Origin of the sequence: Moritella dasanensis ArB 0140 (assembly GCF_000276805.1) — a bacterium.
Classification (GTDB): domain Bacteria; phylum Pseudomonadota; class Gammaproteobacteria; order Enterobacterales; family Moritellaceae; genus Moritella; species Moritella dasanensis.
In genome coordinates this window covers 128,673-148,942 of the sequence record NZ_AKXQ01000001.1, presented here as the reverse complement: position 1 = coordinate 148,942, position 20,270 = coordinate 128,673, and the positions used below count along the sequence as shown (strand labels likewise).

The 20,270-nt window shown below is 41.2% G+C and carries 18 protein-coding genes; 7 read left to right on the top strand and 11 right to left on the bottom strand.

What is annotated here, in order from left to right:
* Positions 1–80: 80 nt before the first annotated feature.
* The 5 genes from A923_RS0100665 to A923_RS0100645 all read right to left on the bottom strand — a co-directional run bounded on the left by A923_RS0100665 (position 81) and on the right by A923_RS0100645 (position 4,126).
* Entirely contained in the window at positions 81–731 is a 651-nt protein-coding gene (locus A923_RS0100665) for a CAP domain-containing protein (protein WP_017219704.1), read from the bottom strand.
* Between the two features lie 55 nt (positions 732–786).
* Positions 787–1,566, bottom strand: a complete 780-nt coding sequence (locus A923_RS0100660) for a hypothetical protein (RefSeq protein WP_017219703.1) — start codon at positions 1,564–1,566, stop codon at positions 787–789.
* 139 nt (positions 1,567–1,705) lie between these two features.
* The gene (locus tag A923_RS0100655) at positions 1,706–2,608 is read right to left on the bottom strand and encodes a TraB/GumN family protein (protein ID WP_017219702.1); all 903 of its coding nucleotides are present in this window, start codon (positions 2,606–2,608) and stop codon (positions 1,706–1,708) included.
* A 67-nt stretch (positions 2,609–2,675) separates the two neighbouring features.
* Entirely contained in the window at positions 2,676–3,410 is a 735-nt protein-coding gene (locus tag A923_RS0100650; RefSeq protein WP_017219701.1) for an ABC transporter permease, read from the bottom strand.
* Positions 3,407–4,126, bottom strand: coding sequence for a Crp/Fnr family transcriptional regulator (locus tag A923_RS0100645; RefSeq protein WP_017219700.1), 720 nt, complete (start codon positions 4,124–4,126; stop codon positions 3,407–3,409). The genes A923_RS0100650 and A923_RS0100645 overlap by 4 nt, the downstream gene beginning before the upstream one ends.
* A 267-nt stretch (positions 4,127–4,393) precedes the next feature.
* Here A923_RS0100645 and A923_RS0100640 point away from each other — a divergent pair, with 267 nt between their 5' ends.
* Positions 4,394–5,647: a uracil-xanthine permease family protein gene (locus A923_RS0100640; RefSeq protein ID WP_017219699.1), complete on the top strand. Its 1,254-nt coding sequence runs from the start codon at positions 4,394–4,396 to the stop codon at positions 5,645–5,647.
* Between the two features lie 114 nt (positions 5,648–5,761).
* On the opposite strand, the gene A923_RS0100635 is transcribed toward A923_RS0100640, so the two are convergent.
* The 3 genes from A923_RS0100635 to A923_RS0100625 form a co-directional block, all read right to left on the bottom strand.
* Positions 5,762–6,325: a hypothetical protein gene (locus A923_RS0100635; RefSeq protein WP_017219698.1), complete on the bottom strand. Its 564-nt coding sequence runs from the start codon at positions 6,323–6,325 to the stop codon at positions 5,762–5,764.
* A 132-nt stretch (positions 6,326–6,457) separates the two neighbouring features.
* The gene (locus A923_RS0100630; protein WP_017219697.1) at positions 6,458–6,874 is read right to left on the bottom strand and encodes a GFA family protein; all 417 of its coding nucleotides are present in this window, start codon (positions 6,872–6,874) and stop codon (positions 6,458–6,460) included.
* A gap of 39 nt (positions 6,875–6,913) precedes the next feature.
* Positions 6,914–7,129 carry a dodecin gene (locus A923_RS0100625; RefSeq protein WP_017219696.1) on the bottom strand — a complete coding sequence of 72 codons (216 nt, stop codon included), beginning with the start codon at positions 7,127–7,129 and terminating at the stop codon, positions 6,914–6,916.
* An 81-nt stretch (positions 7,130–7,210) separates the two neighbouring features.
* On the opposite strand from A923_RS0100625, the gene A923_RS0100620 reads away from it, so the two are divergent.
* A complete protein-coding gene (locus A923_RS0100620; protein WP_017219695.1) occupies positions 7,211–7,933 on the top strand; it encodes an SGNH/GDSL hydrolase family protein in 723 nt (240 codons plus the stop codon).
* An 85-nt stretch (positions 7,934–8,018) separates the two neighbouring features.
* Here A923_RS0100620 and A923_RS0100615 read toward each other — a convergent pair whose 3' ends face one another.
* Positions 8,019–9,317 (bottom strand): hypothetical protein, encoded by a 1,299-nt coding sequence (locus A923_RS0100615; RefSeq protein ID WP_017219694.1) that lies wholly within the window; start codon positions 9,315–9,317, stop codon positions 8,019–8,021.
* A gap of 570 nt (positions 9,318–9,887) precedes the next feature.
* Between A923_RS0100615 and A923_RS0100610 the strand changes: the two genes are divergently transcribed.
* Entirely contained in the window at positions 9,888–10,253 is a 366-nt protein-coding gene (locus A923_RS0100610; RefSeq protein WP_017219693.1) for an aldehyde dehydrogenase family protein, read from the top strand.
* 73 nt (positions 10,254–10,326) lie between these two features.
* Positions 10,327–11,253, top strand: coding sequence for a GGDEF domain-containing response regulator (locus tag A923_RS0100605; protein WP_017219692.1), 927 nt, complete (start codon positions 10,327–10,329; stop codon positions 11,251–11,253).
* A 75-nt stretch (positions 11,254–11,328) separates the two neighbouring features.
* Here the strand turns inward: A923_RS0100605 and hrpA are convergent, their stop codons facing one another.
* Positions 11,329–15,237 carry an ATP-dependent RNA helicase HrpA gene (hrpA, locus tag A923_RS0100600; RefSeq protein WP_017219691.1) on the bottom strand — a complete coding sequence of 1,303 codons (3,909 nt, stop codon included), beginning with the start codon at positions 15,235–15,237 and terminating at the stop codon, positions 11,329–11,331.
* A 504-nt stretch (positions 15,238–15,741) separates the two neighbouring features.
* On the opposite strand from hrpA, the gene glpT reads away from it, so the two are divergent.
* Positions 15,742–17,109, top strand: coding sequence for a glycerol-3-phosphate transporter (glpT, locus tag A923_RS0100595; protein ID WP_017219690.1), 1,368 nt, complete (start codon positions 15,742–15,744; stop codon positions 17,107–17,109).
* A gap of 140 nt (positions 17,110–17,249) precedes the next feature.
* Here the strand turns inward: glpT and A923_RS0100590 are convergent, their stop codons facing one another.
* Positions 17,250–17,669 (bottom strand): CBS domain-containing protein, encoded by a 420-nt coding sequence (locus tag A923_RS0100590; protein ID WP_017219689.1) that lies wholly within the window; start codon positions 17,667–17,669, stop codon positions 17,250–17,252.
* A gap of 396 nt (positions 17,670–18,065) precedes the next feature.
* Here A923_RS0100590 and leuC point away from each other — a divergent pair, with 396 nt between their 5' ends.
* Positions 18,066–19,466 carry a 3-isopropylmalate dehydratase large subunit gene (gene leuC / locus A923_RS0100585; RefSeq protein ID WP_017219688.1) on the top strand — a complete coding sequence of 467 codons (1,401 nt, stop codon included), beginning with the start codon at positions 18,066–18,068 and terminating at the stop codon, positions 19,464–19,466.
* 31 nt (positions 19,467–19,497) lie between these two features.
* Positions 19,498–20,118, top strand: coding sequence for a 3-isopropylmalate dehydratase small subunit (leuD, locus tag A923_RS0100580; RefSeq protein WP_017219687.1), 621 nt, complete (start codon positions 19,498–19,500; stop codon positions 20,116–20,118).
* The last annotated feature ends 152 nt before the right edge of the window (positions 20,119–20,270 follow it).

Sequence of the window (20,270 nt, the reverse complement as noted above, 5' to 3'; positions counted from 1 at the left end):
AATAATACTGACTCTTTAAATAAAGACCTTACTTATCATTAGTAGGGTTTTTTGCTATAAGGGCTAGCTAAAAGGGTTAGCTAAAAGGGGGTCGCTAATACTTGTGTCCAATAAATTCCGTAATAGGAATTTTTATTAGTATAAGACGCCATACCCATCTGTGAATACTCCGCATCCATAATATTCAAACAATGGCCTTTACTGCCTAACCAACCATTGATAACAACACTCGCTTCAAGCTGCCCAGCTGCAATGTTTTCCCCCGCAGCACGCCAGTTATACCCTGCTGCATAAGTACGTTCCCCGACTCGATTACCTTGTTTATCTCGATGATTAAAATAATCTCCTTCTGCCATATTTTGTGAATGCGCATAAGCAGATTGCTGTAATTCTTCATTCCAAATAACAGGTGCTACGGCAGGCATCTTGCGATTGCCGCAAGTATAACCGCTGACACGCGCAGCATTTACTGCAGCGAGCATCTTACGTTTAAAACCGGGCGTTGGCTCTGGACCAAGTCTTCGGTTTGGCTTTGATATAGCGGGTGTAACTTGGTCAATCGCTTTATCTGGTGATACAGCCTCGCTATTCGTATCACTATTGGTATCAGAGTTATCATATCGACCATCACTGACACAGGCTGTGAGCACTATAGCCATCGCAAAAGTCATGCCCCATTTAGACATAGCTTTCAATTGAAGTCTCACTTTAACTGGTCCAAAATTGATCATTCGCCCTCTCATTTTATCCAAATTACGGTATAGCTGCAGTATCGTTACGGTACCGTTACGACCTCAATGCCAATAGCTGCTGTAAACGCGCAGGCTCTCGTTCGATTTGCTTTAATGCTTGTTTAAAGTCACGTCTTAAATAACCTTTCAAGTTACGTGTTGCCTCCCCTGTTGGAATGCCTTTCAATCGGCAAAACAACGCTAATGCAAAAACCACATTATCTTCTGATAGGCTTGATTGTCGATTGGCTTGCGCATTATAACAACTGCCACAGCCGCCCTTAAAAGTATAAGCAGAGTTTGCCATCATCACACCAAAACCCATAAAAATAGCCACGATCTCGGTGCTGGTATTAAAATCTTCAGCGCCACCTGGTGGTAATTGCTGTGATTGTGCTACAGCATGTTGCGCTAAATGATGTGCATAACTTGAGGCGAGATCGCCGGGTTTAGATGCCTGCTGGGGGTTATAAGTCATTGCCAAAGGTTGAGATGCCACTAGCGCTGGTAAGGTGTTCGCCCCAGATGAATCTCGTTGCACGGCAGATAAATCAAGTAATGCAGGCGGTTGTGCACTGAAACACTGAGGAGCTTGTAGTTGTAGCGGCCAATGACTCAATCCGGCATATTTAACCACATGATTAAAGATGGTTTCTGCCATACCGTGACGGCTATCGATATTACCCGGAAAAAAATCATTGGTCGGTTGGATCAGCTGGCTGCGCTGAAAGAATTCTTGTTGATCAAAATGGGTTAATGCCCACTCAAAAGTGTCAAATATCCATTCACAACTGTCGTCATCAATAAGTGGCTTAGAACGAAAAAGATTCAGCATTGGTTGTCTTTAAAGTGATCATAAGATAACAAACATCATATCCTAACTATCATTAACGACCAATAAACCAATGCTAATTTTTCGTGACGGCGGGCTAATGACTAGCTGATTGTCCGCCTTATTAGCCTTATTTCTCCTTTTACAGTTGCTTGACGGTGTAACCAGCGGCTTGCAATTGCTGTAACAAGCCATCTTTACCGACTAAATGCAGCGTGCCAACCAATACCAGTTCCGTCTGTTGATTGTTAAACATCGCTTCAATTTGCGGTAACCAGTTATTATTACGCTGCACTAACAGTGATTGGTAGATGTCAGGAAAATCGGCAATTAAAGGGGTTATAGCAAGATCAACTAACGCTTGAGGATCACCAGCGCGCCACGCTGTTTTCATCTCAGTCATAAACGTTGGTAATGTTTTGATATCTTCAAGACTATAACGGATCAATTCGTCTTCTTTACCTTTGCCCAAACCCGCAATAAACGCTAATTGCTCTTCTACCGTCTCTAATTTACCTAACGCTTTACCATCAATAACCGCTTTATTATTATAGAATTTATCAACACCAATACCACTGAATTCAAGCCTCTGCAGCTCAACCATGGTTAACATTAACGAAACCATACTGGGCTTGAAATTATTAATAACCTGCATGCCAATACCACGCGACTCGCAAAATGCAGCCAACTTTTTATATGTATCAGGGCTTAAATCTTGGGTTAAATCTTGGCCTTTAGGATAACTCAGCTCGCTTAACATGCTTTGCTGAAATTCGGGGCTGTCTAATTTTGCCATATCCGTTTCTAATACCAATACATCCGTCAATGCATAAGCACGGTCAAATTCAACGGGTAAGGGATAATCATCTGCCGTTAAAACGTGTACAGTCCCACCTAAGTAGATAGTGTTTTTACCATTACTGTTATCTACCCGAGTATTGTTATCTACCCGAGTAATTTCCCAAACCGATGAGGTTGCGTGTGCGGAACTAGCAGCACCCAAAAGGAGAATCGAAAAGACATAACATAATTTAGCTATTTTCATTAAAACCTCTAATTTAAAATCGTGTTTATCGCCATGACCATAAGTTCAGGTATAAGTATTGTACAATTTAGTCTTTAATCGACAAAACAGGCTTAGTCGGCATCACCGGTTTGATCAGTGATAAGAAGAATGCAGCTGAAATAACCGATGAACCGAACAACATACACATGATCATGATTTGATATCGCACCGCAATAAAAGGCGAGACACCCGATAGGATCTGCCCAGTCATCATCCCCGGTAATGATACCAGTCCCACAGCAAACAACGCATTAGTGATTGGGATTAATGATGCCCTTAATGCAATGCGTCGTGCGACAAGATAATCTTCACCACGCGCCATTTCTGCCTGTAAACGTTCGGCTGACAAACTGACACTATTCATCGAGTTAGCAAATGCCATTCCCGCTAACGGCACCATGTATTGTGGGCTGTACCAAGGGTCTAACCCCAGCACACCCGCACTCATGACAAATAGGGTAAAGCCACCACCAAGAGTGACAGACAGTAATGCATACTTGTACATTTTCCAGCGTTGTTCTGGCACTGCACCCAAGGCGATCCAGCTGGACGCGAACACCATGACTAACAGCACTAGCACCACAATACCGGCACTGTGCGATTCGAAAATGTACGACAAGAAATACCCTATTAACAACAGTTGAATCAGCATACGAGATAACGCATACAAACCATTTTTAATCGGTAATCGCCACTGCATTAAAATACCCAGCGCCACCAGCACAGGAATAAACGCAAAGGCTAAATTAGAAAATGAGATCACCTGAACGGCGTTACTCACGACTTGCCACCAGTCACTGATTGCACGGGAATGTCAGAGGCGGCATACAAGGCATCAATATTGATAATACGAATATGGCCTCTTTTCTCTTCGATTAGACCTTCTTTCGCCAGTTTTTTAAGTAACCGCGAAAACGTTTCCGGTTGAATTGATAATAGCGAAGCCAGTGTTCGTTTCGGTATATCCAGTTCAATGACGCCTTCATTACCGTCTTTGTCTTGAATATTCTGCATCAAGAATAACAGTAAACGGTTTTTGGCATTCTCGACTGATAACATTTCAATTTCAGAAAGGTTATGGTGCAAACGAATACTCATGTTCGCCATAATCGCGATACCCGCTTCGGGATTACTTTTAAGTATTTTAAGATAAGTACCATTATCAAATGCAATTAATTCACTTGTCGATACCGCTTGTGCAGCAACAGGATAAAAAGGTTTATTCTTAAACATAAGCGCCTCAGCAAAGGTATTGCCTTCGCGCATCACTTCAACCACTTTCTCTTGCCCACTTGGACTGGTGCGGTAAATTTTAAGATGCCCCTGTAGCACCAGATAGAAACAACTGGCTTTATCTCCTTGGTGAAATACGTTATCTAAAGGCTCAACGGTATATGCTTTTGCAGTACTAAAGAGCTGTTTAAATTCAACATCGGTAAGGGCGGAAAATAGATGGTGAGCTGATACTGTATCGATGATATGAGTGTCGGTGATCATGAAATCCAACTTTTAATGCGGTTGTTATCTACCTATGACTGCTGTGTGCTCTGCATCGGTTAGAAGATAGGGTTAAACAAATGATAATGAGTAATATAATGCCATGATTTTGCTTTTAAACAAACTGAACATTATTGACTCGGTCACAGATAACAACCACAACATTGAGCTACTACCTAAAACGTTGTGGTTTTATTTATTTTTAATATCAATGACGTTTCCTTTATGCTACCGTCCAGCCGTTTATTTAAAAATGGAGATAAAATAATGCAAATTTTACAAGGTCTACAGATGCTATTCGTCGCATTTGGTGCCCTGGTATTGGTTCCCCTGCTTACAGGTCTGGATCCTAATGTCGCACTGTTCGGTGCCGGTCTCGGTACACTGGTTTTTCAAGTTGTCACTAAACGTTCTGTTCCTGTTTTTCTTGCTTCTTCTTTTGCTTTTATTGCCCCGATCATGTTCGGGGTGCAAACCTGGGGCATCGCGAGCACCATGGGTGGCTTAATGGCAGCTGGTTTCACCTATATATTATTGTCAGCGGTGATTAAATTCCGCGGCGTGGCGATTATTCATAAACTACTACCGCCTGTTGTTGTAGGTCCTGTGATCATGGTTATTGGTCTGGGTTTATCACCTGTAGCAGTCAATATGGCCATGGGTAAAACTGGTGATGGTGCAGTACAGTTGATTGATAACGAAATTGCTATCATCATTGCTGCGATTTCATTATTTACGACTATTGCAGTGAGTGTGTTTGGTCGCGGTCTGCTTAAGCTGATCCCAATCATGGCTGGCATCCTGGCTGGTTATGCCGCGAGTCTTGCCTATGGCATCATCGATTTCGCGCCCGTCTCACAAGCAAGTTGGTTAGCATTGCCAAACTTTACTTACCCTGAGTTTAATATCAGTGCAGTCTTGTTCATGATCCCAGTAGCATTAGCGCCTGCGATTGAGCATGTCGGTGACATTCTTGCTATCTCCAATGCAACCGGTAAAGATTACCTGAAAAAACCAGGTTTACACCGTACCCTTGCTGGTGACGGACTGGCTACAATGGCAGCGTCTATGTTTGGTGCGCCGCCAAATACCACATACAGCGAAGTGACTGGTGCGGTAATGCTAACGAAAGCATTTAACCCCGTCATCATGACGTGGGCCGCTGTTATCGCTATCGTGTTAGCTTTCGTCGGTAAACTCGGCGCGTTACTGCAAACCTTCCCTGTGCCGGTGATGGGTGGCATCATGATCTTATTGTTTGGTACCATCGCAACGGTTGGTCTTAATACCTTAATTACCAATCGCGTTGATCTGCACAAATCGCGTAACTTAATCATTGTAGCGGTTACTTTAGTATTCGGTATCGGTGGTATGGCATTTGGTATTGGCGATTTCAGCCTACAGGGTGTGAGTCTATGCGGTATCGTGGCAATTATCTTAAACTTAGTATTACCTGATGATTTAGGTGATAACCATGTTGTTGATAAAGTAGAAATAGACACTGAAATTAATGCTAAATAATAAGCGACGATGGTTGGTTGCTGGCTATTTACAGTTAATAGTTAATAGTTAATAGTTAATAGTTAATCAAAACAGGTGAGCACTGATACATATCAGTATTCACCTGCTTTTTTATTACGCTTTTAGTGGTTTAGATGTGTCGTAAACCAGTTCAAAATAATGATTGTTGTTATATTCAAACTCTTGAATAACCGTCAGCCCCAGTTTCTTGGTATGCGCCGCATAAGATCGTGGATTAATCTTATTAATAAAGGTCACGAGAATAGGAAAACGCTTCGCCATGTGTTCTCTAGCAAAATCAAAAATCGTTTCTAACGCGCCAGTACCACGAATACTTTTATCAATGCATACTGGACCGTACTGATAAGAGTTATCAGTCGAAAGCTGCTGCCCTAAATATGCTAAGTTATGCAAATCTTTGATCATGTGTGCAAACATCGGCCAGTTCGACCAAAACGACCAAGAAGCCGCCATCACATAAGCAACAACAGCGCCGTCTTTACGCGCAATAAATAACCCGCTCTCTTCAGTAATTAAGCGCGTTAACTCTTCCTTGGTAAACGGCGTCGTAACAAAACCATCCGCTTTGTCTTCAGCTACAATCGAATCCACTTGGTATTTATAATGAAGTATTAAGGTATCTTCAATATCGCTTAATTCAGCCACTTTTAACTGCATGCTTACGCTTCCTTTTTATTGCTACATTATATGCCCAATTAGTAGCATAAATATAACATCATCCTTATAAACGGATCCAGCGATAAACCAAGTCAACTCAATCAATTATCAACGCATTACTCTTGTAAATCGTTACTTTGGAAAGCCGGCAAAGGTCGGCGCATCTAAAGCGGCGTCATACCAAGGCGCACGTTCATGCCAAAAGATGTTATCTTGAGGCGCGACATTCAACACGGTATCTTCGTCCAATTCTAATGAACCGGCAGGAACGATTAAGGTTTTACCCTTATTGACTAAATACGGCACACCAGTACCACACTCGGTGCAAAATACCCGTGCAAAATATCGATTGGGATAATCAAAACGTTTAGTTTTATCTGTGCCTGACAACCAGGTAATATGGTCCGATTGACAGAAAAGATTAGCTGCATGGGCAGAGCCGGTGATCTTCTGGCACTGCGCGCAATGACACAAGTGGAACTGACTAAAGTCATTGCTCACTTCAAATTTAACCTCGCCGCATAAGCAGCCACCTGTTATTTTACTCATCTGTTATTTCCTTATAATGTAATACATCGTTGGAATAAATTAGCTATCGCCAATACGGAAACCTATTTTAAGTGTCACTTGAAAATGCCCTACCGCACCATCGACAATGTGTCCACGGGTTTCGACCACTTCAAACCAATCCATATTCTTAACCGTTTTATGACACTCGGCCAAGGCATTTTGAATCGCTTCTTCAATACTGGTTTTAGACGAACCGACCATTTCAATTTTTTTGTAGGTATGATGATTTGACATAGTTAACTCCAATTAAGCATAAAACAACCTAAGTGTAAATATAGCTTGGTATTGCTATGATGGTCATAACAAGGAGGTTTCATGTTCAAATCATTAAATAAACTATTAACGAAAGCTGTCTATGCACCAATCATCATTGCGCAAGGGCGTTATGTAAAAAAAGTAACACCAAAACTACCAGAAGCGGCAGGCAAGCGTACTGGTATAACTGGTGAGGGGAAAAAAATAAGACTGCTTATTATCGGAGATTCAGCCGCTGCGGGAGTCGGGGTAGATGACCAATCTCAAGCATTAGCCGGAAATCTGGTCGCAGAACTAGCCACTAACTATCAAGTTGACTGGTTGTTATTAGCCAAATCTGGCCATACCACATTAGATAGCTTAAAAATGCTATCCGCTCAACCACAGCAAACGTTCGATATCATCGTTACCTCACTCGGGGTTAATGATGTTACAGGCACCCTACCCGCCTCTGCTTGGATAGTACAACAACAAGATTTAATCACCCAATTACGAGAACAGTTTAACTGCCAGCAGATCCTTATCACTCAAGTACCACCCATGGGTCAGTTTCCTGCACTACCGCAACCATTACGCCGTTATTTAGGGGTTAGAGCCTCGCAATTTAACCGTAAGTTATCGACGCTAATTGACAGCCAAGTTGATTGTCAGTTAATTGATATCAATGGTCAATTAAATGCAGAAGACATGGCTGAAGATGGTTTTCATCCAGGCCCGAATATTTATCATCACTGGGCTGAAATTGTTGCCGAGAAGATTAAATCACAATACAGTTCCAAATAACGCCAGCAAAGTAGCCCTGTATCGACAGGACTACTTAATTTATGTTTATGACTCTGTATCGTATCAATTACACGCGGTTTGTCTGTTACTCATAATAAGCATCAGGGCGAGCACCGTCATAATAACGATACAATCGGGGTAATACTGTTGAAGTTTCACCTGCTTGCAACGCATAAGGGTTCGTTGTTTTATCGCTATCTTGAAGATAATCAGCTATACCAAACAGGTAATGTTGATTGAGTAAATGACCCCACGCATTACCCCCTTGTTTTTCGTATAAGGCACCATCAATCTCAATAATGTCACCATTCTCTCGTAACGGTGATAACACCCCTAACCTCGCAACCAAGTCGAATTGATTAGCAAAGTTTTCAATGTAAGGTAAACCAATCAGCTCCCCTTTATTGTTAGTGGAATGGCAAACATAATTCATCTTATCGGCACAATTAGCAAAGGTGTAAACCTCCAACTTTTTCATCATGCTAACCAAATAAGAATCCAGCTCTTCATCACTAAATGTGAAAATAGCCTCCATCCAAAATAACTCAAATGCCACGCGTTCCAGGTAGTTGAGCTGTAATGTTAATTTTAGTTCGGGTGCTTGATGTACCACTTTAATTTGACTCACACTTTTCTGCAGCGCACGTAATACGTTAGCAGTGATAATCGTGCCTTGAGAATGACACAACAATACAACTCTATCTTTAGCTGGATCTTTCAGCGCGTCCAACACAGCTACCGTAGCCTTGATGGCTGGCTCAGTCATTGACTGCTCATCATTAAGGTTCGGACTTGTTTTAAATACTTTCCCTGTCACACACTGCACCAGATCTAAAACCGTCGAATCAGTTTGGTTATGCACAACAGTTAACGGTCGTTTAAATAACTGACTCAGTAACTCAGAGTTCATCATCGCAACATCTTCGTTCGTGGCGATACCATTGACATAGATCCACTGTTCATTGATAAATGAAGTGACATTCAGTAACGGATCAGCTTGCTGAAAATAGTTACTTGGTCGCCAAAATAAGTTCTGAACAACGGGTGGAAGTAAGGTTCGAGTCCAAGGTCCAGGGGCATGCGAAAATGCCGGAACCAAGGTGTCTACTAAATAATTAGCGGTTCTGATCGGTCGCCAAAAATCAATAATGTTAAACTCGGACTCTTTTTTGTGTGGGGGGATCCAAGTTCGTATCGGGCCTAATATAGATTGTGCATAGAGAGGAGGAAAAAAATTTAATGCTTGAAATAACACCTTAGCGACAATTTCGTAATCGTTATACTCTGCTGGCTCATTAATTTTCAATACTGAATCTATAATTTTTGATATTTGTGGGTCTAAATTTTCCTGCTTTACCACGGTATGTTTAATACTATCTGGCATAATGTGCTCCTTGCAATGACTTATCATGTATTAGCACGTACAACATAACCGACACTATTCGTTCCCTCTAACAGCAGGGATAAATTCACTTTGTACGCTAACGGATATTGTTGACAGGTCCAAGTTATCCAAGATTTTTACTTACTTATTATAAAATTTTTTAATAGTTTGTGATCTATGACTTATATAAAAAGCTAAACTGTGAACTGGAAATTGTCATTTATTTAAACTCGCTATCAACACATAAATTCAGTAGTAACGACGGCATGCACCGCCCTTTGTCATATGAAAAATCAATTTCAAGTTAATATATGACGTGTCCCCAAAAAATAACACTGTATAAACACTGTATATCCCGCCGATAAAGATCAACCATTTACGTTAATCATATAAAACCATCGTTCATTGAAAATATCGCCCCACAACAATAAAACCACAAGGCATTGATAAATAACATTAAAATAAATAATCATCTATATTACTTAATATAAAAAGTAATAAATACTTGCAAACACCGGCCTAAAATACTACTGTATATAAAACCACTGGATGTAACAACAGGTAACGACCATGCAAACTAAATCTTTTACATATAACGCGAACACTTCTGCAGATAACAATAACTTCCTTAATGCTGATGACGCCGTAATTGAAGATAACCATGGTCAATGGACGGCTATCATTGCACCGCCAATGACGCTTACCGCCGCACTTTTGTCACAGCATGGTATTCGTGCTGATAGTGCATTAATCATTCATAAGGCTAAAATAAATAATAAATTCCATACATTATTGAAAGCAGCGCAAAGTCCGACTATTTCAACAGTCGTGACCTGGGATGACGAGCTAACAACAGATGAAATATTTCAAGTTAAAGCAACGATGAAAAGCTATAACACAGAGTGTGTGATACAGAGCAACAAAAAATTACACTAATGAAACAGATACTTGCTATATTTAGTTATTAGATTCGAATATTGAATAACGACTAGAAGAGCAAGGACTGCCGATGAAGATCCTCATAATCGATGATTCCAAGATTGAACGAGTAATTATTCGCTCATACTTACAACATCTTAATCACGAAGTCTTCGACGCTGAGAACGGTGAAACAGGTATCGCCCTTTTTGCCCAATGCAATCCAGATATTGTATTGCTTGGTGTGGTAATGGCTGGTATTAATGGCTATCAAGTCGCCACGCAAATTCGACAAGAATACGCTGACTGGGTACCAATCATTTTCCTTAGCGGTAAAACCGCACCAGAAGATGTCATGATTGGTATTGAAGCTGGTGGTGATGATTACCTACCAAAACCTATCCAAAAACAAATACTCATTGCAAAAATGACGGCAATGGAACGTATTGCAGCAATGCGAACCCAGCTATTAAAAACCAAAAGTGATTTAGAGTTAGCCAATGAAGAATTAGGGCGTCTTGCGACATTAGATGGTCTCACTGGTATTGCCAACCGTCGCCATTTAGATAACACCGCCGCGAAAGAACTCGCACGAGCACAGCGCCATCAACAACCTCTGACTTTTATTATTTCTGATATAGATTTCTTTAAAAAATATAATGATCACTATGGCCACATTCAAGGTGATGAATGCTTAAAAGCAGTTGCAACGGCACTTGATAATGCGATACGTAGGCCGTCCGAGCTGGTTGCACGGTATGGTGGCGAAGAATTTTGTATGCTATTACCCAATACCGATACAGAAGGTGCTAAATTAATTGCTGAAAAGTTAGTTAATGCGGTCCGCTCATTAGAACTGCACCATGCAGGGCTTCATAAACATGCCATTGTAACCATGAGTTTTGGTGTGGTGAGCCTGATTCCAGATCGAAACTTGACAGTCAAAGGGTTAATGTTACAAGCAGATGAAAAACTCTACCAAGCCAAAGAAAGTGGCCGAGATAAATGGGTCTTATAAACCAAAAAGGAAGCGATATCGCTTCCTTTTTGCATAACCGAATATACTTTCCTAGATAACGTCTAAAATAACGCCCTACAAACTCGCTTTAAAGTCTGCAAAAGCCATTTTAACGCGTTTAATTGATACCGGGTAACTTGTCCCTAATTGCTGAGCAAATAGCGATACACGCAACTCTTCAAGCATCCAACGTAGTTTTAATAACTCATGTTGTTGTGCCAGCGTTAATCGAGGCATTTTCGTTAGCTGAATATAACTTGCCAATAATGGTTGAACAGCAACTGCATTACCACGATCACGCACAGGGTCTGCTTTGAGTTTATGCAAACGATGTTCAATAGCACCAATATAACGCTGCACGTCAGCTAATTTCTTAGCACCACAGTGAGTCACAAAACCACTATAAATAAGGTTGCCTAATTGCGCTTTAATATCACCATTGGCGACGATCATATCTAACGATACTTTACCTTTAAGTTGCTTATGTACTTGATGCGCAGCGGTTAAAATTTTCTCAACCTGCTTTGCTACTTCAACGGTTTCATCACTAAGGTTCGCGCGCACCAATTCTTTTAATGCTTCAAAACTATCGGCATCACTCGGCGCGGCTTGTGTGGCGATAATACTATCCACAGCACAAGAAATACAATCATGGATCAAGTCTGTGACTTTACCAAACGGATTGAAATACAAGCCAAGTTTGGCTTTATTTGGTAGTTTTTGCTCAAGATATTTAATCGGTGATGGTACATTAAGTAAAATCAGACGACGTAAACCCGCTTTCGCGGCGACTGCAGCATCTTCTTGATGATCGAACAGCTTAATCTCAACTGAATTTTTGTTATCCACTAATGCCGGGTAAGCTTTAACTTCATAACCACCATGCTTTTGTTTAAATTCAGCCGGTAACTTACCAAAGTCCCAAGTAATAAGGTCTTTTTTCTCAATGCCTTTATCTGCAACTTTCACTAAGGTTTCTTGAATATGCCCTTGAAGTTGTTGCTTTAACGCACCGAGATCATTACCAAAACTAATTTGATTCAGTTTTTCATCTACAATCTTAAAATGCATTTTAAGATGCGTTGGCAGCGTTAATAGCTCCCACACATCTTGATCTAACCGTACACCAGTCATGCGTAATAATTGCTTATTTAAACTAGCCGCTAACTCACCTTGGCTAGGGTCCATATTTTCCAGTGCAGCATTGGCATAATTTGGTGCAGGTACAAAATTACGGCGTAATGTTTTAGGTAACGCCTTAATCATAGTAATAATCAATTCTTCACGTAAAGCAGGGATCTGCCAATCAAAACCTTGCTCATTAATTTGGTTTAAGATCGCTAACGGGATCATAACCGTAACGCCATCTTCAAGTGTACCCGGTTCAAAGTTGTATTCGAGTTTGAACTTAAAGCTGTTTTGAGTCCAAAACTCGGGATAGCTATGGGCAGTAATTGATTCCGCATCATGCTTCATCAAGCGGGCTTGCGTTAGCGTTAATAAATCCGGCGTTTGCAGGATCTCTTTTTTCCACCAGCTATCAAAGTGACGACCAGAACACACGTGCTCAGGAATAACGTCTGAATAGAAGCCAAATAGATCATCATCACTGACCAAAATGTCACGACGACGCGATTTATGCTCGAGTTCGTGAATACGTTCAACTTCGGCCATGTTGTGCTTAAAGAACGCATGTTTAGTATTGAACTCACCTTCAACTAAACCACTGCGAATAAAGATTTCACGACATATCACGGGGTCAATTTGGCTGTAGTTAACCATGCGTTTAGCCACAATCACCAGTCCGTACAAGGTCACCTTCTCGGCAGCAACAACCGCTGCACGGCGTTTTTCCCAGTGCGGTTCACTGTAGGTTGATTTGTTTAAGTGTGTTGCCAGCGGTTCAATCCATTCAGGTTGGATCTTGGCAGCAATACGACCAAATAAACGCGATGTTTCCACCAATTCAGCAACCATCACCCACTTAGGTTGTTTTTTAAATAAACCAGAGCCAGGAAAGATATTAAATTTACTGTTACGTGCACCGGTATAATCTTGGTCTTTATCTTTAAAACCAACATGACTTAACATACCTGATAACAGCGCTTTGTGAATATTATCACTGTTGCTGATCTCGCCTTCTTCGTTCACGTCAACAGGGTTCACAGTAAAACCAAGCTCTCTCACTACTTGCGACAGTTGCGAGTAGATATCTTGCCACTCACGTACACGCATGTAAGCCAGGTAATCTTTCTTACACAGACGGCGGAATTGCGATGATGATAGTTCATCTTGTTGCTGTTTGACGTAATTCCAAAGATTCAAGAAGGTAATAAAATCAGATTCTTTGTCATAAAAACGACGATGTTGTTCATCTGCCGCTTGTTGTTTTTCCATAGGACGTTCACGTGGATCTTGAATCGACAAGGCCGCGGTAATAATCATGACTTCGTTTAAACAACCATTAGTATTCGCTTCCATCACCATACGCGCAAGTCGTGGATCAATCGGCAACTTAGCCAAGGCGATACCAACCGGTGTCAGGCGTTTATTATGATCAGCATTGCTGATATCAATCGCGCCTAACTCTTCCAGCAGTTTCAGACCATCGGTAATATTACGGCTATCTGGCGGCTGCACGAATGGGAAATTAGCAACGTCGCCTAAGCCCAAAGCATGCATTTGTAAAATAACAGAAGCAAGGTTAGTACGCTGGATCTCTGGGTCAGTGAACTCTGGACGATTATTAAAATCTTCTTCACTGTAAAGGCGAATACAAATACCCGCACTTACACGGCCACAACGACCCATACGTTGATTTGCACTGGCTTGTGATACTGCTTCAATAGGTAGGCGTTGCACTTTGGTACGGTAGCTATAACGGCTAATACGCGCAGTACCCGGATCAATGACATACTTGATACCTGGCACAGTCAATGATGTTTCTGCCACGTTTGTCGCTAAGACAACACGACGGCCAACGTGACTTTGGAAAATACGGTTTTGCTCGGCATTCGTCAGACGGGCGTACAACGGCAGTACTTCAGTATCGCGAAGCTTTAATTTATTTAATGCATCGGCGGTATCGCGGATCTCACGTTCACCGTTAAGGAATACCAGAATATCGCCAAGGCCTTCGCTCTGCAGTTCATCGACCGCTTCAACAATGCCTTGGATTTGATCACGTTCATGGCCATCTTCTTGTTCTGCTAACGCGTTATAACGCACTTCTACAGGATAAGTACGACCAGACACTTCAATCATCGGCGCATTATTAAAGTGCTTAGAAAAACGCTCTGGATCGATTGTCGCAGAGGTAATAATCACTTTTAAATCAGGTCGACGATTAAGCAGCTGTTTTAAATAACCAAGAATGAAATCAATGTTTAAACTACGTTCATGGGCTTCATCGATAATGATGACGTCATATTTACTTAAGAAGCGATCTTGTTGGATCTCGGCAAGTAAAATACCGTCAGTCATTATCTTGATGTAACTTTTCTTACTGACGTTATCGCTAAAACGGATCTTATAACCAACGTGCTCACCGATTTCTGAATCCAACTCTTCGGCAATACGGTTAGCGACAGTACGCGCAGCAAGTCGTCTTGGCTGCGTATGACCAATCATGCCATCAATACCTAGCCCAAGGTCGAGGCATATTTTAGGGATCTGAGTGGTTTTACCCGACCCCGTTTCACCCGCAATAATAACGACTTGGTTATTTAAGATGGCCTCGGCGATATCGTTACGCTTCTGACTAATCGGCAGAGACTCAGGGTAAGAGACGACAGGCAAGTTATCGATACGCGACTGACGCAGACTTGCTGATGCAGCAATATCTTGCTGTAGTTTATCAACGGTTTTTTCTTGCTTGTCAGAAGGTAATTTTTGCGCTGCTTGCAAACGACGTTTAAAACGAAAACGATCGGAATGCATACAGGTAGATAGCTCAGCCGTCAGGGATTTTAAGATACTCTGCATAATAGTTAGAAAACGCCCATTAACTTTAGGTTAAAATCGAAATACTATGCCAGTATCTATCGAATTTCAAATGATTATTGGTTTTCAAATGAAATGCCTTCTTGTCATTACCCTATTATCACTTTTAGTCACAACTATGGGACACTTTTTAGACTACGGGCACGGCTTCAATAGAATATAAATTTGATTTTTAACGGCACAAATTATTTACACTTTATTAGACATAAAACGAACTAAGAAACAGAAGCACCACTAAATGAGTAGTGCCAACCTACTTTAGTAAGCTGTCACGATTAATTTACAAACACACTAACCACTAATTAATTTATGTATATTTATACCAATGTTTTATCCCTCTGATTTTAAACACATGTTTATTCGACCTGAGTCACATCAAAAACAGTCGAAAGAAAATAAAATCCACTCGATTTCGCTCGAACGAACATCACGCCCTATATAAATGGTTATTAAAAACCATCAACACGTTGAAACTCGAGGTTATAAATGTTTGGTATTTTCAAACCGAAAGAGCACATTGCTCGTTTACCCGCAGACCAAGTTGACTCCACCTATAAATTCTTACGCTGGCAGTTATTCTTTGGTATTTTCTTTGGCTATGCAGGCTATTATTTAGTCCGTAAAAACTTCAGTTTGGCCATGCCATACTTGATTGAACAAGGTTTTAGCCGTGGCGACCTTGGTGTCGCTTTATCCGCAGTCTCTATTTCGTACGGCCTATCTAAATTCTTGATGGGCAGTGTCTCCGATCGCTCTAATCCACGCTATTTCTTGACTGCTGGGTTATTAATGTCCGCTGCTGTTATGTTTACTTTTGGCTACATGCCTTGGGCAACCAGCAGTATTACCGCCATGTTTGTATTATTATTTCTAAACGGTTGGTTCCAAGGTATGGGTTGGCCAGCTTGCGGCAGAACCATGGTTCACTGGTGGTCAAAGAAGGAACGTGGCGAATTAGTCTCGGTTTGGAATGTCGCGCATAATGTTGGCGGTGGTCTAATCGGCCCGATGTTCTTGCTTGGTTTATGGGCCTTTAATGATGATTGGCATGCTGCATTTTATGTACCAGCCTTCTTTGCTGTGATCGTCGCTGTTTTTGTCTGGTTCACGGTCCGTGATACTCCGCAGTCTTGCGGGTTACCACCAATCGAAGAATATAAAGATGATTACCCAGATGACTACAGTAAAGATCATGAACAAGAAATGACGGCTAAAGAAATCTTCTTCAAATACGTACTCAACAATAAACTGCTTTGGTCTATCGCAATTGCCAATGCCTTTGTGTATATGATCCGTTACGGCGTTTTAGATTGGGCCCCTGTTTATTTAAAAGAAGCAAAAGGTTTCACGGTAGACGGTTCTTCTTGGGCTTATTTCTTATACGAGTGGGCAGGTATTCCAGGCACCCTACTTTGTGGTTGGATCTCTGATAAATTATTCAAAGGTCGTCGTGCACCAGCCGGTATATTATTCATGGTCCTAGTGACGATTGCCGTACTGGTTTATTGGTTTAATCCTGCAGGCAACCCAATGATCGATATGGCAGCGCTAATTGCGATTGGCTTCCTGATTTACGGACCAGTGATGTTAATTGGCTTATATGCTCTTGAGCTTGCGCCTAAGAAAGCGGCTGGTACAGCGGCTGGCTTAACAGGTCTATTTGGTTACCTCGGCGGCGCGGTAGCTGCAAATGCAGTACTGGGTTATACCGTTGACCATTTCGGTTGGGATGGCGGCTTTATGGTATTAGTCTGCTCTTGCTTCGCCTCAATCATTTGTTTAGGTTACGCATATGTCGGTGAAAAACGTTTTCACGAGAACAAAAACAAAAATAATGATGCAGTGGTTGCATAAATAACCGATATTGTTGGCAATAACTTTAGCGGCGACTTAATTATTCTCTTTAGACATAAATTCGCCGCTATCTTACTGCTAAATTAAAATTAACTAAAAGTAACCAAACGAGCAGTTCCTAAATTAAACTTAACTCAATATTAACGGCATTTTTCGTAACAAGATTGCTGTTGTTTATCCATTGCTTTGAGTACATCACGACGTGAAATAATCCCAACTACCACGCCATGTTCGTCAATCACAGGGTAGCTCTTAGGTTTTGCTGATACCATTTTCTGTGCTAATTCAATAATACTGTCTTCAGACCTAGCGGTGAGCACATCAGATCTCATCAAGTCACCGACAATCGCGACCTCTTCGCAGTAATAACTCGATTCCAATAGCGTTGCTAAGCAATCTTGTTCGGAGACCCATCCCACAAGCGCATCATTATCATCCACCACAGGGGCACCAATATGAGTCGATTTTAATAGCTTATCGACAGCAGTCGCGACAGGCATATCTACAGTTAACTTAACTGGCCGTAACTGCATATAATCAGATACTTTTAAAGAATTCATTCCCTTACCCCTTTAATATGTTAACCAATTGAAATAATGCATGGCTATTACTTAACCTAAGCATAGGTTATATGGATATTTCTACCATCAAGACCTTAAAATGGCTGAAATTACTTTATTTACAACATTGATAAGCAGTAATGCAAAAAAAACTAACATATTGTAAAAAATAAATAACCCCAAAAAAAGCAAAACACACAACATCTCAAACTGCTTTTTGACATGATATCGATATTTATGACCAATTAAACACTGTTTATTGAAGTTATAGGAAAGTGGGTAATTATAATTACAACTTTTTATGAAATTATGTTCTTGAAGAAGGTCACACTATTGTCATAGTATCGAGGGATAAGAAATATTAATATCTCGCTTGATGAGAAGGGAAGCAAAGCAATGAAAAAAACAATGTATGAAAAGATTTGGGATTCTCACTTAGTTCATGAACCAGAGAATGGAACTCCAATACTTTATATCGATCGTCATTTGATGCATGAAGTAACAAGTCCTCAAGCGTTTGAAGGTTTAAAGATTCAACAACGTCCAGTACGTAACAAACATAGTATCCTAGCAACAATGGATCACTGCGTACCAACGGTTGACCGCCACTTACCAATTAAAGATCCAATTGCCGCAAAACAGATCCAAACAATGGCGGATAACTGTGAAGAACACGACCTACTAATTTATGACATGGATAATGCTAACAACGGTGTTATTCATATTGTGGTACCTGAACATGGTTTTATCCACCCAGGTATGACTGCTGTATGTGGTGATTCTCACACAGCAACACACGGTGCATTCGGTGCGTTAGCATTCGGTATCGGTACGTCTGAAGTTGAGCATGTAATGGCAACGCAAACGTTACAACAGAAAAAATCTAAAACAATGCTAGTAAGCGTTGAAGGTAAACTGTCTCAGTTTTCTACTGCTAAAGACATTGCACTTGCTGTAATCGGTAAAATCGGCACAGCAGGCGGCACCGGTCATGTTATTGAATTCGCAGGTTCAGCAATCCGCGACTTAACAATGGAAGGTCGTATGACCCTTTGTAACATGGCAATTGAAGGTGGCGCTCGTGCAGGTTTAATCGCACCAGATCAGACTACTTTCGATTACATTGAAGGCAAAGAATTTGCGCCTAAAGGCGATCACTGGGCTGCTGCACTAGCATACTGGAAGTCGTTACCAACGGATGATGGCGCTAAATTCGATACGATTGTTGAATTAGTCGCAGAAGATATTGCACCACAAGTAACGTGGGGTACATCACCAGAGCAAGTTTCACCAGTAACAGCAAACGTTCCGTCTCCAACAGATTTTGATGACGTAATTAAATCGTCTGCATGTAAAGGCGCATTGTCTTACATGGGTATTACTGCTGGCGCACCAATCACCGATATTAAAATTGATTTAGTATTTGTTGGTTCTTGCACCAACGGTCGCATTGAAGATTTCCGTGCGATTGCAGAAATGACGAAAGGCAAAAAAGTAAGTGCAGCAGTACAAGCGATAGCGGTACCGGGTTCTTACCTAGTGAAAGAACAAGCGGAAAAAGAAGGTCTAGATAAGATTTTGATGGATGCAGGTTGGGAATGGCGTGAACCAGGTTGTTCAATGTGCTTAGCAATGAATGGCGATCAACTTAAGGAAGGTCAACGTAGTGCATCTACGTCAAACCGTAACTTTGAAGGTCGACAAGGTAAAGGTGGTCGTACGCACCTCGTATCTCCAGCAATGGCTGCCGCTGCAGCAATTGAAGGCCATTTTGTTGACATCCGTAACTGGGCGTAAGCTTTAGCACATTAGTGATCAAGGAATTAAAATGAAAGCATATAAAAATCATACTAGTGTTGCTGCATTAATGAATCGTAGTAACGTAGATACAGATCAAATCATCCCGAAACAGTTCTTGAAAAAAGTAGAACGTACCGGCTTTGGCATTCACTTATTTCATGACTGGCGTTTTCTTGATGACGGTTCAGAAAACCCTGAATTTGAATTAAATAAACCCGCATTCAAAGGCGCTAAAATTTTAGTGGCTGGCGATAACTTTGGTTGTGGTTCATCACGTGAACATGCGCCGTGGGCGATTGAAGATTTTGGTTTCAACACCGTTATTTCAACGAGCTATGCCGACATCTTTTACTCAAACTGCTTTAAAAACGGTATTTTACCAATCCGTGTAAGTAAAGACGAGTTAGCCGCATTAATGGCTGAGATTGAAGCGAACGAAGGTGTTGAATTTACTGTTGACCTACCAGCGCAAACAGTAACAACACCAGGCGGTATTGTTATTAACATTGAAGTTGATCCATTCCGTAAACAAAGCCTTATCGAAGGTGCTGATGATATCTCATGGACATTAAAGCATGAAGGTAAAATCACTGAATTCGAAGCTAAAAATAAGCAACAGTTCCCATGGTTATGGACTGAAGCGAACTAACTTTTGGTCGTTTTGTTATAGACAATACAAATGCTCTGTCATCGCTATATAAAAAGCTATAACAGGGCATACCAAAAGGCAGTTTAAAGCGGGTAGCCATCTTCTATCCGCTCTTTCCCTACAATTTGAAGCAGGTAGCCATCTTCTATCCG

Coding starts and splice junctions, on each gene's coding strand:
- hrpA (WP_017219691.1), bottom strand. CDS start 15,237: ATGCAGAGTATCTTAAAATCCCTGACGGCTGAGCTATCTACCTGTATG.
- glpT (WP_017219690.1), top strand. CDS start 15,742: ATGTTTGGTATTTTCAAACCGAAAGAGCACATTGCTCGTTTACCCGCA.
- A923_RS0100665 (WP_017219704.1), bottom strand. CDS start 731: ATGATCAATTTTGGACCAGTTAAAGTGAGACTTCAATTGAAAGCTATG.
- A923_RS0100660 (WP_017219703.1), bottom strand. CDS start 1,566: ATGCTGAATCTTTTTCGTTCTAAGCCACTTATTGATGACGACAGTTGT.
- A923_RS0100645 (WP_017219700.1), bottom strand. CDS start 4,126: ATGATCACCGACACTCATATCATCGATACAGTATCAGCTCACCATCTA.
- A923_RS0100655 (WP_017219702.1), bottom strand. CDS start 2,608: ATGAAAATAGCTAAATTATGTTATGTCTTTTCGATTCTCCTTTTGGGT.
- A923_RS0100640 (WP_017219699.1), top strand. CDS start 4,394: ATGCAAATTTTACAAGGTCTACAGATGCTATTCGTCGCATTTGGTGCC.
- leuC (WP_017219688.1), top strand. CDS start 18,066: ATGAAAAAAACAATGTATGAAAAGATTTGGGATTCTCACTTAGTTCAT.
- A923_RS0100620 (WP_017219695.1), top strand. CDS start 7,211: ATGTTCAAATCATTAAATAAACTATTAACGAAAGCTGTCTATGCACCA.
- A923_RS0100590 (WP_017219689.1), bottom strand. CDS start 17,669: ATGAATTCTTTAAAAGTATCTGATTATATGCAGTTACGGCCAGTTAAG.
- A923_RS0100605 (WP_017219692.1), top strand. CDS start 10,327: ATGAAGATCCTCATAATCGATGATTCCAAGATTGAACGAGTAATTATT.
- A923_RS0100635 (WP_017219698.1), bottom strand. CDS start 6,325: ATGCAGTTAAAAGTGGCTGAATTAAGCGATATTGAAGATACCTTAATA.
- A923_RS0100610 (WP_017219693.1), top strand. CDS start 9,888: ATGCAAACTAAATCTTTTACATATAACGCGAACACTTCTGCAGATAAC.
- A923_RS0100615 (WP_017219694.1), bottom strand. CDS start 9,317: ATGCCAGATAGTATTAAACATACCGTGGTAAAGCAGGAAAATTTAGAC.
- A923_RS0100625 (WP_017219696.1), bottom strand. CDS start 7,129: ATGTCAAATCATCATACCTACAAAAAAATTGAAATGGTCGGTTCGTCT.
- A923_RS0100630 (WP_017219697.1), bottom strand. CDS start 6,874: ATGAGTAAAATAACAGGTGGCTGCTTATGCGGCGAGGTTAAATTTGAA.
- leuD (WP_017219687.1), top strand. CDS start 19,498: ATGAAAGCATATAAAAATCATACTAGTGTTGCTGCATTAATGAATCGT.